Raw genomic sequence first — 13,655 nt, 5'->3', positions numbered from 1 at the left:
GGGGGCCCGCACCACGGGGAGAACCGCCATGACCACCACCGCCACCACCGCGCGCGACGACGCCGCGACCACCGCGCCCGCGTCGCCGCCCCGGCGCGCCGGACGCGGCGACCTGACCGCCAAGCAGCGGCTCAGCCGCTTCGACGTGAAGGCGTCGCCCTACTTCTACGTGGCGCCGTTCTTCATCCTCTTCGGGCTCGTCGGCCTCTTCCCGCTCATCTACACGTTCGTCGTCTCGCTGAACAACTGGAACCTGCTCACCGGCCCGGGCGAGTGGGTCGGCTTCAAGAACTACGCGGCCGAGCTGACGGATCCGTTCTTCTGGAACTCCCTCTTCAACACGATCAGCATCTTCCTGCTCTCCGCCATCCCGCAGCTGGTCGCCGCCGTCTTCATCGCCGCGATCCTCGACCAGAACCTGCGCGCCAAGACCTTCTGGCGGATGAGCGTGCTGCTCCCCTACGTCGTCACCCCGGTCGCGGTGACCCTGATCTTCTCGAGCGCGTTCGACGAGAAGTACGGCCTGATCAACAACATCATCCAGGCGCTCGGGCTCGACCCGGTGATGTGGAAGACCGAGACCTTCCCGTCGCACGTCGCCATCGCCTCGATGGTCAACTGGCGGTGGACGGGCTACAACGCCCTCATCCTCCTCGCCGCGATGCAGGCGGTCCCCCGCGACATCCACGAGTCCGCCGCGCTCGACGGGGCCGGCTCGTTCCGCCGCTTCTTCTCGATCACGCTGCCGAGCATCCGGCCGACCATGATCTTCGTCATCATCACGGCGACGATCGGCGGACTCCAGATCTTCACCGAGCCCAAACTGTTCAACCCGTCGAGCGCAGTCCCAGGCGGCCCGCAGCGGCAGTACCAGACGACCGTGCTCTACCTCTGGGACATGGCGTTCAACCGCCAGAACTTCGGAAAGGCGTCCGCGATCGCGTGGCTGCTCTTCCTGCTGATCGTGATCTTCGGGGTCATCAACTTCCTGATCTCGCGGCGGATCGCCTCCACCGAGACCCGGCTGCATCGCAGACGGACAGCCAGACGACTGCAGGCCTCGCGCATCCTGGCCGCAGCGAGCGAGGAGAAGAACCTGTGACCGCCACGGCCCGCGACACCCGCCCGCCGAAGCGCCGCGCGCTCGGCATCGACCGCCGCCCCGGCTTCCTGACCTACGGCATCCTGCTCGCGATCTTCCTCGGCGGCGCCTATCCGCTCTGGTGGTCGTTCGTCGCCGGATCCAGCAACAGCACCGTGCTCACCTCGACGTGGCCGCCGCTGCTGCCGGGCGGCCAGTTCTGGACGAACATCGGTCAGGTGCTCGACACCGTGCCGTTCTGGCAGGCGCTCGGCAACTCGATCATCGTCTCCACCGTGATCACCGCATCCGTCGTCGCGTTCTCGACGCTGGCCGGCTACGCCTTCGCGAAGCTGCGGTTCCGCGGACGAGAGGGGCTGATGGTCTTCGTCGTCGCGACGCTCGCCGTCCCGACCCAGCTCGGCATCATCCCGCTCTTCATGGTGATGAAGCAGTTCGGGTGGACGGGGACGCTCGGCGCGGTCATCGTCCCGACCCTGGTCACGGCGTTCGGCGTCTTCTTCATGCGGCAGTACCTCGTGGACGTCATCCCCGACGAGCTGATCGAGGCGGCTCGCGTCGACGGCGCCAGCATGATCCGCACGTTCTGGCACGTCGGCGTCCCTGCCGCGCGACCGGCCATGGCGATCCTCGGCCTGTTCACGTTCATGACCGCGTGGACCGACTACCTGTGGCCGCTGCTCGTCGCGCCCCAGAACCCGACGCTGCAGGTGGCACTGAGTCAGCTGCAGTCGGCGAAGTACGTCGACTACTCGATCGTGCTCGCCGGAGCCGTGCTCGCCACCATCCCCCTGCTGATCCTCTTCGTGCTCGCCGGCCGGCAGCTGGTCTCCGGCATCATGGCCGGCGCGGTGAAAGGTTGAGAATGAACCGCACCTGGCCCGACGGCTTCCTCTGGGGGTCGGCCACCGCCGCCGCGCAGATCGAGGGCGCCGCCCACGAGGACGGCAAGGAGGACTCGATCTGGGATGCGTTCGCGCGTGTCCCCGGCGCGATCGCGGGCGGCGACACCCCCGAGACGGCGGTCGACCACTACCACCGGATGCCGCAGGATGTGGCGCTCATGGCGTCCCTCGGCCTCCAGTCGTACCGGTTCTCCACCTCCTGGGCGCGCGTGAAGCCGGGCGACCGGGCCGTGAACCCGGCGGGCCTGGCGTTCTACGACCGGCTGGTCGACGAGCTGATCGGCGCCGGCATCCTGCCGTGGCTGACGCTGTACCACTGGGATCTGCCGCAGGCGCTGGAAGAGAAGGGCGGATGGGCGAACCGGGACACCGCGTACCGTTTCCGCGACTACGCGGTCGCCGTGTACGAGGCGCTGGGCGACCGGGTGAATCACTGGACCACCTTCAACGAGCCGCTGTGCTCGTCGCTGATCGGGTATGCGGGCGGTGAGCACGCCCCGGGGCGGCAGGAGCCGCGCGCAGCGCTGGCGGCCCTGCACCACCAGCACCTCGGCCACGGGCTCGCCGCTGCGGCGATCCGCTCGCGCGCGTCGGGGGGCGGGCGTTCCGCCGACCTGCGGCTGGGCATCACGCTTAACCTCACCACGGCGGTCCCGAACGACCCGGCGGACGAGCTCGACCTCGACGCCGCCCGCCGCATCGACGGGCTGTGGAACCGTATGTATCTGGAGCCGCTGCTGCTCGGCGCCTACCCGTCCGATGTGCTCGAGGATGTGCGCGAGCACCGCTTCGAAGAGCTGGTGCACGACGGCGACCTGGACGTGATCGCGGCGCCGCTCGATTTCCTCGGTGTGAACCACTACCACGACGACAACGTGAGCGGGCATCCGCTGGGCGCGGACGAGCCCGCACCCGTCGTGCCGACCGGCCGGCCGACCTCGTCACCGTTCGTGGGCAGCGAGTTCGTCACGTTCCCGTCGCGTCACCTGCCGGCCACGGCGATGGGCTGGGAGGTCAACCCGAATGGTCTCCATGCCCTGCTCGTGCGGCTCACCCGCGACTACCCGGCGCTGCCGCCGCTGTACATCACCGAGAACGGCGCCGCCTACGACGACGTCGTCTCGGAGGACGGGCAGGTGCACGACCGCGAACGCGAGGAGTACATCCTCGCCCACATCGACGCGGTCGGCCGGGCCATCGACGACGGTGCGGACGTGCGCGGCTACTTCGTGTGGTCGCTGCTCGACAACTTCGAGTGGGCGTGGGGGTACGCGAAGCGCTTCGGCATCGTCCGGGTCGACTACGAAACGCAGGAGCGGACCGTGAAGGACTCGGGTCTCGCGTTCGCGCGGATCATCGCCGCCGCGCGGGCCGGCGCCCGGGCCGGTGAGGTCGAGGACGTCGTGGAGGAGGCCGCCGCCTCGCGCGTCTAGCCGTCTAGCATGGACCAAAGCGACGAGGAGACCGGATGACCACGGAGCAGATGCCCGGCCGGGTGGTTCCCACCCTGGAGGCCGTCGCCGCGCGCGCCGGCGTCTCCCGCGCCACGGTCTCACGCGTGGTCAACGGCTCGCCCAAGGTCACCGCCGAGGTGGTGGCCGCGGTGGAACGCGCGATCGCCGACCTCAATTACGTGCCCAATCGCGCGGCCCGTTCGCTGGCCTCCCGGCGCACGCAGGTGATCGCGCTGGTGCTTCCGGAGTCGACGGCGAAGGTCTTCGCGGACCCGTTCTTCGCCTCCATCGTGCAGGGCGTCGCCCTGGCCCTGGCCGACACCGAGTACACGCTCAACATGGTCATCTCGTCGGAGACGAACCCGGACAAGACCAGGCGTTACCTGATGGGCGGCAACGTGGACGGCGCGCTGGTGGTGTCCCACCACTCGGGCGACCACTCGTACGCGCAGCTCGGCGCATCCCTGCCGCTGGTCTTCGGCGGACGCCCGGTGAGCGAGAGCGAGCACTCGTCGTACTACGTGGATGTGGACAACGTTGCGGGCGCGCAGGTGGCCACCCAGCACCTCATCGACCGGGGGCGCCGCGACATCGCGCTGATCACGGGACCGCAGGACATGCCCGCCGGCCTCGACCGGTACACCGGGTGGAAGCAGGCGATGTCGCAGGCGGGACTCGACACGTCGCTGGTCGCGTACGGCGACTTCTCCCCGGCCTCCGGCTCGGACGCGATGCGCCGGCTGCTCGCCGACGGCCGCCGCATCGACGGACTTTTCGCCGCGAACGACCAGATGGCGGCCGGGGCGTACTCGGCCATCCACGAGGCGGGGCTCAGCATCCCGGGCGACATCGCGGTGGTCGGCTACGACGACGACAACTTCGGCCTCATGTCGTCCCCGCCGCTGACGACGGTGCACCAGCCGTCGATCGGCCTCGGCGAGGCGATGGCGCGGGTGCTGGTGCGACTGCTCGCGGGCGAGCCGGTCGACCGGGTCACGCTGCTGCCGACGGAGCTCGTGGTGCGTCAGAGCTCGTAGGGGCCTCCGCCCGCCTCTCGCCCCGCCATCGAGTCCTCACTTAGTGCACGCTTTTGCGGCGTGTCGCGCGCACTTTGTGAGGACTCGATGGCGGGGAGGCGCGGGTCAGGCGGGGGTTGCGCGGCGGCGGGCGCGGTAGGCGGCGGCCTTCGCGCGGTCGCCGCAGCCGGCCATGCCGCACCAGCGGCGGTTGTGGGCGCGCGATGCGTCCAGGAAGGCGCGGGTGCAGTCGGTGCCCTCGCACCAGGTGAGGCGGACGCGGTTGGCCGGGCGGAAGACGTCGACGGCGGCGCGGGCGATCGCGGTGAGGCAGGCGTCCAGGTCCGCGGTCGTGGCCACGGAGCGGTCGGGGGAGAGCGCAGCCGTCGGGGCCGGCCCGGCGGCGCCGGCGTTGAGCGCCTCCACGGCGTCGGCGGGGAGTGGGCGGGAGTCGTCGGTCGTCAGCAGTGTCCAGATCAGCTCGCGGAGGGCGATCGCGCGGGCGTAGCCGTCCGCGTCGACCGCGGGAGGCGCATCCACGAGGCCCGCATCGGCCAGCCACTGCGCCAGATCGGAGGGCGTCGGTATGCGCTCGACGGCCGTCGTGCGGCGTTCGGCGACCGTCGCGACGAAGTCGAGCGCGAGGTTTCCCGCAACGAACTCGAAACTCACGTCACTATCTTGACAGGTGACGCATTCGCGAGCAAGGTGTCGTGCATGAGCGCACGCAGGGGCGGTCTCACGGTCTACCTGGCCGCGGCGGTGACGGCGCGGTCGGCCGACGCGGGAGCCATCGTCGCCGCCGTGCTGGCGGGCACGGCGGTCGGGGGTCCGGCCGCGGGCGGTCTCCTCGCGGCGGCGCTGACCGTGCCGCATCTGATCGGACCGCTGGCCGGGCGGCTGCTGGACGGACGGCGTCGGCCGGGGCTCGTGCTGAGCGGGGCCTTCGCCTGGTACGCGGTGTTCGTGGTGGTCGCGGCGGGGTTGCTCGGGGTGAGCATCCCTGCGGCGGCACTGGCCCTGGCGGCGGCGGGATGCGCGGGGCCGCTGGTCACGGGCGGATTGAGCAGCCGGCTGGCGCCGCTGCTCGCGGAGCGCGAGGCGGCAGCGGTGGACGCATCCGGCCGGAAGCAGCGGCGGGGGCAGGCGCTCGACGCGCTGACGTACGGTGTGTCCGGCACCGTCGGGCCCGCCGCGGTCGCGGTGGCCGCGCGCATCCTGACGCCGACGGGGGCGCTTGCCGCGACGGCCGGGCTGCTCGTCGTGGCGGCGGTCGTCGTGCTCTGGCTGCCGCACGCAACCGGGTCGGCCGTGCGCGCGGCGAGTGGCAGCGTTCTCCGGTTGCTCGTGACCTCGGCGCCGCTGCGCCGCACGACGGTCGCGACCGTCGGCTCCGCGACCGCGCTCGCGGCGGCGCCGGTGATCGCTGCAGCCCTGGCCGCGCAGCGGGGCGCGGACCCGTCGACGGCCGCCGTCCTCATGTCCTTGTACGGCGCGGGCGGCCTGGTCGCCTCGCTGGTGCTCATCGCGCGGCCGCTCAGAGGGGATCCGGAGCGGTTGGTGCGTGTGGGAGTGGCGGTCGCCGGGGTGGCGCTGCTCCTGCCGCTGCTGGCGCTGCCGTTCCCGGCGGCGGGAGCGGTGTTCGGAGGCGCCGCGTTCGCCGCGGTCGGGGCCGCGAGCTCGGCGCTGTTCGCGGCGACGCTCGCCGCGCGCACCGAGTACTCGCCGCCTGGCGCGGCCGCCCGCGTGTTCGCATCCGTCGCCGGTGTGAAGGTCGGAGGCAGCGCGCTCGGGGTGGCGGCCGCGGGGCTCGTCGCGCCGCTCGGGCCGGGCGTGCTGATCGTGTGCGCGGCCGCGGTGTGCGCCGTGACGCTGGTGGTCGTCGCGGCGGATGCGGCGCTCGGGCGTCGGCGGTCGCGCGACGGCGTCGCGCCGCGCGTGAGTGGTGACTTGGTGTCGCAATCCGCGCGGGGAGACAGCAACGACTCACGGCTCGATGCTCGGCACGCTCACGGTGGCCAGGAGCCGCCGGCGAGTGGTGACTTGACGTCGCTATCCGCGGGGGAAAGCAGCAACGACTCACCACTCGAACGACGACGCCCGCGGGACGGCGCCGACCCGAGCGCGAGTGGTGACGTGATGTCGTTATCCACGCCCCGACACAGCCACGACTCACGACTCGCGAATCCGGGCGGGCCAGGCGCTTGCGGACCGGGCGCCCGGGCGTACCGTCGCGGCATGCCGACCTATACCGCAACACGCCCGCTCGAGGGCGACGCCGACGAGTACTTCGACTACATCGCCGACCCGGAGAACCTGCCCGCCTACTTCCCGCGCGTGACGGAGGCGCACGAGCTGCCCGACGGCAAGGTGGAGACCACCGCGCACGTCGACGCCGACCAGGACGGCAGCGACGAGACCGTCACCTCGGAGGCCGCGTTCGACGTCGACCGCGCCGCCCGGGAGATCACCTGGTCCGCCCCCGGTCCGCACGACTACCACGGGTCGCTCAAGCTGACCGATGACGGAGTCGAGCTGACGATCCACACGACGCAGGACTTCGACGGGATGCAGCAGGCGCTCGACGGATCTCTGGCGAAGATCGCGGAGAACCTGCGCGCGAAGGCCTGATTCCGGCCGTGTTCGACGGCTTCGAGACCGCGGACGTCGACGTCGGCGACGTGCGCCTCCGCGTCCGGCAGGGCGGCGAGGGGCGCCCGATCGTGCTGCTGCACGGCCATCCGCGCACAGGGGCGACCTGGCACCGGGTGGCCCCGCTGCTCGTGGAGCGCGGCTTCCGGGTGGTCGTCCCCGACCTGCGCGGGTACGGACGCTCGACCGCGCCGCCGCCCCGGCCCGACCACGCGCAGGCGTCGAAGCGGGCGATGGCGGGCGACATCCTCGCGCTCATGCGCAGCCTCGGCCATGAGCGGTTCGACGTGGTGGGGCACGACCGGGGCAGCTACGTCGCGTTCCGGCTGGCGATGGACCACCCCGAGGCGGTGCGGCGCGCGGCACTCCTCGACTGCATCCCGATCGTGGAGCACCTCGAGCGGATCACGCCGGAGTTCGCCACCGCCTGGTACCACTGGTTCTTCTTCGCCCAGCCCGAGACGCCCGAGCGGGTGATCATGGCCGACCCGGACGCCTGGTACCACGGTGACCCGGACGCCATGGGCCGCGAGAACTTCGACGAGCGGCGGGAGGCCGTCCACCGTCCCGAGGTCGTGCGCGCCATGCTGGAGGACTACCGCGCCGGGCTCACGGTCGACCGCGCCGACGAGGAGGCCGACCGGGCGGCCGGTCGCCGGGTGACCGTGCCGCTCCTCCTGCTGTGGTCGCTGCGCGACGACCTCGAGCAGCTGTTCGGCGACCCGCTGACGATCTGGCAGGACTGGGCGGTGGATGTGCGCGGGGCCGGCATCGACTCCGGGCACCACGTGGCCGAGGAGGCACCCGGACCGCTGGTGGATGCGCTCGGCGCGTTCTTCCTGGAGGACTGAGACAGCGTCGAGCGCGCGCTCACGCCAGCCGGCGGTACAGCCGGTTGCCGAGCGCGGCGAGCACGAACCCGGTCGCCACGATCGCGGCGACCCCGCCCGCATACGCGATGAACAGGTGCTCGGTGCCGCTCTGGGTCGAGAAGTAGGTGACCAGCAGCGCCACGACCGAGCCGACCAGGCAGACGACGCCCACCCAGATCAGCGGCCAGAGCTTGCTCCGCACGGGCGGCTCCGCTCCGGGGAGGCGCAGCCAGGCGAGCACGATGCCGGCGATGCACCCCCAGAACGCCACGACCAGCATTCCCGCGACGACGTCGCTCGGCCGGTGCCACTGCTCGACCAGGGTGGATGCTCCCGCCGCGATCGCGAAGATCGAGCCGACGACGGCCGCGAGCGGACGGAACCGCGGAGACGCCAGGAGGAAGACGACGAGCGCCGCGGAGGCAGCGACCGCCGTGTGACCGGAGGGCAGGGAGTTGGCGAGCCCCGCATCCACCCCCTTCTCGGGCCGCGACAGGATGGTGTACTTCAGCACCTGCGTGCTGACGTTGGCGCCGACGGCCGCCCCGACGGCGACCGCGAACACCAGCCAGTTGCGGCGCACGAGCACGATCACCACCGCGACGATCGCGCCGATGACCACCGAGGCGACCGGGAGGGCGTTGAGGAACGTGTGCGCGAACTCGATCACGCCGCCCTTCCACACGTCCGCACCGGCGAACGCGCGCTCGTCGATCACCTGCCCGATGTAGCTGCGGACGAACACCAGGTAGACGGCCACGAACAGCGCGGCGGAGACGAGTGCACCCCAGAGGAAGGGGAGGGCGCGCAGGCTCGATCGCATAGTGCATCCACCCTTCCACACGCGACTCTGAGATTTCCGGACGAACACCGAGGATGGGGAGAACGCGTCGCGTCGGCGGCCTGTGAGCGAAAACGCGCGATCAGTCGATGAAGCGCACCGCCGGCTCGCACCCGGCGAGCCGCTCCCGCATGACCGCGACCGCCGCCGGGTTGCTGTCCACCAGCAGGAACCGGCGTCCGAGAGCGGAGGCGACCGCACCGGTCGTGCCGCTGCCCGCGAAGAAGTCGAGCACCCAGTCCCCCTCGCGGCTCGACGCCTGCACGATCCGGCGCAGCACGCCCTCCGGCTTCTGGGTCGGATACCCGGTCTTCTCGCGTCCGGTCGGCGACACGATGGTGTGCCACCAGACGTCCGTCGGGAGCTTGCCGAGCTGCGCCTTCTCGGGCGTCACCAGGCCGGGAGCCATGTACGGCTCGCGCTCGACCGCCGCCGAGTCGAAGTGGTACGCCGCCGGGTCCTTCACGTAGACCAGGATCGTGTCGTGTTTGGCCGGCCACCGGTTCTTCGGCTTCGCCCCATAGTCGTAAGCCCAGATGATCTCGTTGAGGAACGACTCACGGCCGAACAGCGCATCCAGCAGCACCTTCGCGTAGTGCGCCTCGCGGTAGTCGAGGTGGAGGTACAGCGTGCCGTCGTCGGCGAGCACCCGCCAGGCCTCGATCAGGCGGGGCTCGAGGAAGCCCCAGTAGTCCTCGAACCGGTCGTCGTAGCTGAGCAGGTCGCCCTTGATGCGCTCGTAGCTGCGGCCCTTGAAGCCGATGACGCTGCCCGCGCCGCCCTCCGACCGCACCGACGTGAGCGTCTGCCGCGCCTGCGGCCGGCCCGTGTTGAAGGGAGGGTCGAGATAGATGAGGCGGAAGGACGCGTCGGGCAGGCCGGCCAGAACGTCGAGGTTGTCGGCGTGCGCGACGGTGCTCGGCGCATCCGGATGCCACAGCGGCCTAGCTGACGGGACGGGCTGCGACATGCGTCCATTCTCGCAGCGGAGAGAATGGACTGTGCACAATCTCGGTCTGCTCTTCGACGTCGACGGCCCCCTCGCGAGCCCCGTCACCCGTACCATCGCCATCCGCAGCATCGTCACGGACCTGGTCGCGATGGCGGCTGCCGGGGTGCCGATCGCGTTCATCACCGGGCGGTCGGGCGACTTCATCCGCCACCAGGTGGTCGCGCCGCTCTGCGACGCGGGGCTGGGCGACGCCCTCGACCAGCACGGCGCGCGCATGTTCGGCGTCTTCGAGAAGGGCGGCGCCTGGGCCCCGATCACCGGCGAGGGGATGGGCGAGGTCACCGTGGACGAAAGCGTCGCGTTCCCGGACGAGGCGGTCGACGGCGTGCGCCGGCTGGTGCGCGACCGTTTCGCCGACACGATGTTCTTCGACGAGACGAAGCGCGCGATGATCTCGGTCGAGCAGCGGACCGACGTGGATGCGGACACCTACCGCGAGGCGCAGGGGCGCTTCGAGGACGCGGCGTTCGGCCTGCTGACCGGGCTCGGAATCGGCCTGCGCTACGGTTCGCGCGTCTCGCCCGACGCGGTCGGCGCGGTGCCGTTCCGCATCGACCCGACCATCATCTCCACGGACATCGAGTCGGTGCTCCTCGACAAGGATCGCGGCGCGCAGCGGGCGTTCGACTACTTTGCGGCCCAGGGTCCGCTGCCGCGGCGCTGGCGGTCGATCGGCGACTCCCGCAGCGACTACAAGATGGCCGACTTCGTGCACGACGCCGGCTACGAGGTCGCCCACGTGGATGTGCGGCCCGCCGACGGCGTGCTCGACCGGCCGTACGAGGTCATCACCATCGGCGACGCGGTGCACGACGACGCGGGTGCGGAATTCCTGGCGCACTGGCGGCGTGAGTTGGGGCTCGACGCGGCGGTGTGACGCCCGGCCCTCGCCTCAGCCCAGCTCGCGCCCGCGGTTACGGCGGCGGACCTCGCGCGGAGCGCGTCCGCCGAGGAAGGAGCGCGCCGGGTCCACCACGAAGCCCTGGCGCAGCGCCTCGCGGCCGACGAGCATCCGGAAGCCCATCTGGTCGCGGTTCGTGAGGGTCGTCTCGGCGCGCACCGAGCGGCCCGCGATCACGAGGTCGAGCAGCACGACGATCCGCTCCTCCGTGTGGCCCGACGAGCTGCGCACCACGCGCCGGTCGTGCACCGCGCACTCGGCGGTCACCGCATCCCGGTCGGAGTCCTGCCACGGCTGCACCCGGAACCGCACTCGGTCGCCCGGCAGCTCCTCGATGTCGAAGGCATGGAGGGACGAACTGCGTGCGCCGGTATCGACCTTCACCTTGATCCACGACACCCCGATGCCGGGCAGGCTCACCCACTCACGCCAGCCGACCGTGTCGGTGGTTGGATGGAGGTCGGCCATTCCCCCATCTTCGCAGGAGCCCACCCGTGAAACTCGCCATCCTCTCGCGCGCCCCGCACGCGTACTCGACGCAGCGGCTGCGTTCGGCGGCCGAGAGCCGCGGCCACGCGGTGAAGGTGCTCAACACGCTGCGGTTCGCGATCGACCTCTCCGGCGACGAGCCCGACCTGCAGTACCGGGGGCGGCTGCTCTCCGACTACGACGCCATCCTGCCGCGCATCGGCAACTCGATCACGTACTACGGCACGGCCGTGGTGCGGCAGTTCGAGCAGATGGACGTGTACACGCCGAACACGGCCAACGGCATAACGAACTCGCGGGACAAGCTGCGGGCGACGCAGATCCTGTCCCGCCACAACATCGGGATGCCGCGCACGGCGTTCGTGAACAGCCGCGCGGATGTGCGCATGGCGATCGAGCGGGTCGGCGGGGCGCCTGTCGTCATCAAGCTGCTCGAGGGCACCCAGGGCATCGGCGTCATCCTCGCGCCGGAGGCGAAGATCGCCGAGTCGATCATCGAGACGCTGCACTCGACCAAGCAGAACGTCCTCATCCAGAGCTTCATCTCCGAGAGCCGCGGCCGTGACATCCGCGCGCTGGTCGTCGGCGACCGGGTCGTCGCCGCGATGCGTCGCGTGGCAAGTGGCGACGAGTTCCGCTCGAACGTGCACCGCGGCGGCACGGTCGAGAAGGTCGCGCTGACGCCCGAGTTCGAGGAGGCCGCGGTCCGCTCGGCTCAGATCATGGGGCTCCGCGTCGCGGGCGTCGACATGCTCGAAGGCAAGGACGGCCCGCTCGTGATGGAGGTCAACTCCTCACCGGGCCTCGAAGGCATCGAGCGGGCGACCGGGCTGGACGTGGCGGGCGCGATCATCGACTTCATCGACAACCAGGTCGCGTTCCCCGAGATCGACGTGCGTCAGCGGCTCAGCGTCTCGACCGGCTACGGGGTGGCCGAGCTGCTCGTGCACTCCAACGCGGACCTCGTCGGCAAGTCGCTCCGCGACTCCGGCCTCGGCGACCGCGACATCTCGGTGCTCACCCTGCATCGCGGAACGTCCGTCATCCCGAACCCGCGCAGCGGCGTGGTGCTGGAGTCGGGCGACCGGCTTCTGTGCTTCGGTCGCCTGGAGGAGATGCGGTCGATGATCCCGGACCGCCGCAAGCGGCGAGCCAAGGTGCGCAAGCTGCCGAAGGAGGCTCAGGAGGCGCTCACTGAGGAGTGAGCACCGGCCGCTCGGCGCGCAGTCGCTCGGCGCGATGGTAGTGGCGGAGGATCAGCCACAGCGTCAGGATGCCGGCGGCGGCCACCACGGCCAGCACCACGATGTACAGGATGCCCGCGAGCGCCGTCACAGCGGACGCCGTCTGTGTGGTGAGGCCGCCCGCGGTGGTCAGCTCCGCCAGGGCGCGGCCGTTGGCGATCAGCGCGATCACGGCTGCCAGGTCGCTCGCCGAGTCCCACAGGCCGTGCAGGACCGCCGCACCGAGGTAGGTCACCACGATCCAGATCGAGAACCGGAACCGGTCGCGTCCGCGCGCAGCACCGAACAGCACGGCGCCGAGCACCGCGGTCCACAGCACGTGCCCCACCGGCGCGAGGATGGCGCGCAGCACCTCGGTCTGCAGCAGCGAGACGAGATCGATGCCCTGCGCGGTGATCGCCGCGTTGAACGCGTAGCCTGCCGACTCGAACGCCGCGAAACCGGCGCCGACGGTCGCGCCGAGCAAGGCGCCCTGGGTCGCCGTCTTCGGCACGACGCGCCACCCGATGATGATCAGGAGCACCGCCTTCACGAACTCCTCGATCAGCCCGACGAGCAGGTACATCCCCCACGACTGGTGCAGGTTCACCTCCAGTAGGGATGCGCCGAGCACGCCGAAGATGCCGCCGACGAAGAACGCGAGCACGAGCTGAAGCGCGCTGATGCTGCCGGTCACCCGCTCGATCGCGAACAGCACCACGCAGAACGGGACCAGGAAGCTGCCGATCAGGATCAGCGTGGGCACCAGGTTGGTGTTGCCGGTGGTCGCGGTGACGACGATCGTCAGTACCCAGAGCGCGAAACCGGTCAACAGGGTCTTCCACCACCAGCCGTGGTGGTGGTGCGGGTGCGGCGCCACGGCAGGCGTGTCCACGCTGATGTCAGCAGCCATCGTCATCCCCTCGGTCGGTGGCGGAGGTGTGTCGGTCATCCTCCCACTGCGGGCGGTGGCGGGCGAGGGACCGCGTCATGGTCGGCGTGGCGACGCGTTTTCATGGAGGAAGGCGTGCCGGATCGGCTTCCGGTGCGCCCTTCGGTCACGGTCCGCCAGGGGGCCGGAGCGTGACGGAGCCCGCCGACGGCACATCGGCGGGCTCTTCTCGTTGGGGGGACGTGTTAGCGGGACGTTGTGCGGGGTTGGCGGTCGGGGTGGCGGCTCGGGGTCGG

13 protein-coding genes are annotated in these 13,655 nt (G+C 71.0%); 8 read left to right on the top strand and 5 right to left on the bottom strand.

The annotated features are described in order from the left end of the window. Nucleotides 1-28 precede the first annotated feature (28 nt). The 4 genes from ACTJI1_RS14700 to ACTJI1_RS14685 are packed head-to-tail and all read left to right on the top strand — an operon-like array spanning nucleotide 29 to nucleotide 4,498. Nucleotides 29-1,102 (top strand): carbohydrate ABC transporter permease, encoded by a 1,074-nt coding sequence (locus ACTJI1_RS14700; RefSeq protein WP_310132195.1) that lies wholly within the window; start codon nucleotides 29-31, stop codon nucleotides 1,100-1,102. Beyond that, nucleotides 1,099-1,965, top strand: a complete 867-nt coding sequence (locus tag ACTJI1_RS14695) for a carbohydrate ABC transporter permease (RefSeq protein WP_440743212.1) — start codon at nucleotides 1,099-1,101, stop codon at nucleotides 1,963-1,965. Before ACTJI1_RS14700 ends, ACTJI1_RS14695 begins: the two co-directional genes overlap by 4 nt. Before the next feature lie 2 nt (nucleotides 1,966-1,967). Continuing rightward, nucleotides 1,968-3,440, top strand: a complete 1,473-nt coding sequence (locus ACTJI1_RS14690) for a GH1 family beta-glucosidase (RefSeq protein ID WP_440743211.1) — start codon at nucleotides 1,968-1,970, stop codon at nucleotides 3,438-3,440. A gap of 35 nt (nucleotides 3,441-3,475) precedes the next feature. Beyond that, entirely contained in the window at nucleotides 3,476-4,498 is a 1,023-nt protein-coding gene (locus tag ACTJI1_RS14685; protein ID WP_310132201.1) for a LacI family DNA-binding transcriptional regulator, read from the top strand. Nucleotides 4,499-4,603: 105 nt separating this feature from the next. On the opposite strand, the gene ACTJI1_RS14680 is transcribed toward ACTJI1_RS14685, so the two are convergent. Further along, entirely contained in the window at nucleotides 4,604-5,149 is a 546-nt protein-coding gene (locus ACTJI1_RS14680; RefSeq protein ID WP_440743210.1) for a CGNR zinc finger domain-containing protein, read from the bottom strand. 45 nt (nucleotides 5,150-5,194) lie between these two features. On the opposite strand from ACTJI1_RS14680, the gene ACTJI1_RS14675 reads away from it, so the two are divergent. Both ACTJI1_RS14675 and ACTJI1_RS14670 read left to right on the top strand, forming a co-directional pair. Continuing rightward, the gene (locus tag ACTJI1_RS14675; protein ID WP_440743209.1) at nucleotides 5,195-7,108 is read left to right on the top strand and encodes a hypothetical protein; all 1,914 of its coding nucleotides are present in this window, start codon (nucleotides 5,195-5,197) and stop codon (nucleotides 7,106-7,108) included. Between the two features lie 8 nt (nucleotides 7,109-7,116). After that, complete coding sequence (locus ACTJI1_RS14670) at nucleotides 7,117-7,980, top strand: alpha/beta fold hydrolase (protein WP_440743208.1); 864 nt, start codon at nucleotides 7,117-7,119, stop codon at nucleotides 7,978-7,980. Between the two features lie 19 nt (nucleotides 7,981-7,999). Here ACTJI1_RS14670 and ACTJI1_RS14665 read toward each other — a convergent pair whose 3' ends face one another. Both ACTJI1_RS14665 and ACTJI1_RS14660 read right to left on the bottom strand, forming a co-directional pair. Continuing rightward, entirely contained in the window at nucleotides 8,000-8,824 is an 825-nt protein-coding gene (locus ACTJI1_RS14665; protein WP_310132212.1) for a phosphatase PAP2 family protein, read from the bottom strand. A gap of 100 nt (nucleotides 8,825-8,924) precedes the next feature. Beyond that, complete coding sequence (locus ACTJI1_RS14660) at nucleotides 8,925-9,812, bottom strand: DNA-methyltransferase (RefSeq protein WP_310132214.1); 888 nt, start codon at nucleotides 9,810-9,812, stop codon at nucleotides 8,925-8,927. Between the two features lie 31 nt (nucleotides 9,813-9,843). Here ACTJI1_RS14660 and ACTJI1_RS14655 point away from each other — a divergent pair, with 31 nt between their 5' ends. Then, nucleotides 9,844-10,731 carry a hypothetical protein gene (locus ACTJI1_RS14655; protein WP_440743207.1) on the top strand — a complete coding sequence of 296 codons (888 nt, stop codon included), beginning with the start codon at nucleotides 9,844-9,846 and terminating at the stop codon, nucleotides 10,729-10,731. A gap of 15 nt (nucleotides 10,732-10,746) precedes the next feature. Here ACTJI1_RS14655 and ACTJI1_RS14650 read toward each other — a convergent pair whose 3' ends face one another. Continuing rightward, the gene (locus ACTJI1_RS14650; protein ID WP_310132217.1) at nucleotides 10,747-11,223 is read right to left on the bottom strand and encodes an ATP-dependent zinc protease family protein; all 477 of its coding nucleotides are present in this window, start codon (nucleotides 11,221-11,223) and stop codon (nucleotides 10,747-10,749) included. A gap of 26 nt (nucleotides 11,224-11,249) precedes the next feature. Here ACTJI1_RS14650 and rimK point away from each other — a divergent pair, with 26 nt between their 5' ends. After that, on the top strand, nucleotides 11,250-12,449 hold the full coding sequence (gene rimK / locus ACTJI1_RS14645; RefSeq protein WP_440743206.1) for a 30S ribosomal protein S6--L-glutamate ligase: 1,200 nt from the start codon (nucleotides 11,250-11,252) through the stop codon (nucleotides 12,447-12,449). Here the strand turns inward: rimK and ACTJI1_RS14640 are convergent. After that, on the bottom strand, nucleotides 12,436-13,380 hold the full coding sequence (locus ACTJI1_RS14640) for a PrsW family intramembrane metalloprotease (protein ID WP_440743205.1): 945 nt from the start codon (nucleotides 13,378-13,380) through the stop codon (nucleotides 12,436-12,438). The two genes, rimK and ACTJI1_RS14640, sit on opposite strands and share 14 nt — an antisense overlap. Nucleotides 13,381-13,655: the final 275 nt, after the last annotated feature.

The sequence above is a fragment of the Leifsonia sp. 22587 genome, assembly GCF_052044215.1.
Taxonomy (GTDB): Bacteria; Actinomycetota; Actinomycetes; order Actinomycetales; family Microbacteriaceae; genus Leifsonia; species Leifsonia shinshuensis_C.
Note: the sequence above shows the minus strand (reverse complement) of the source record. Positions and strands in the feature narration are given on the sequence as shown.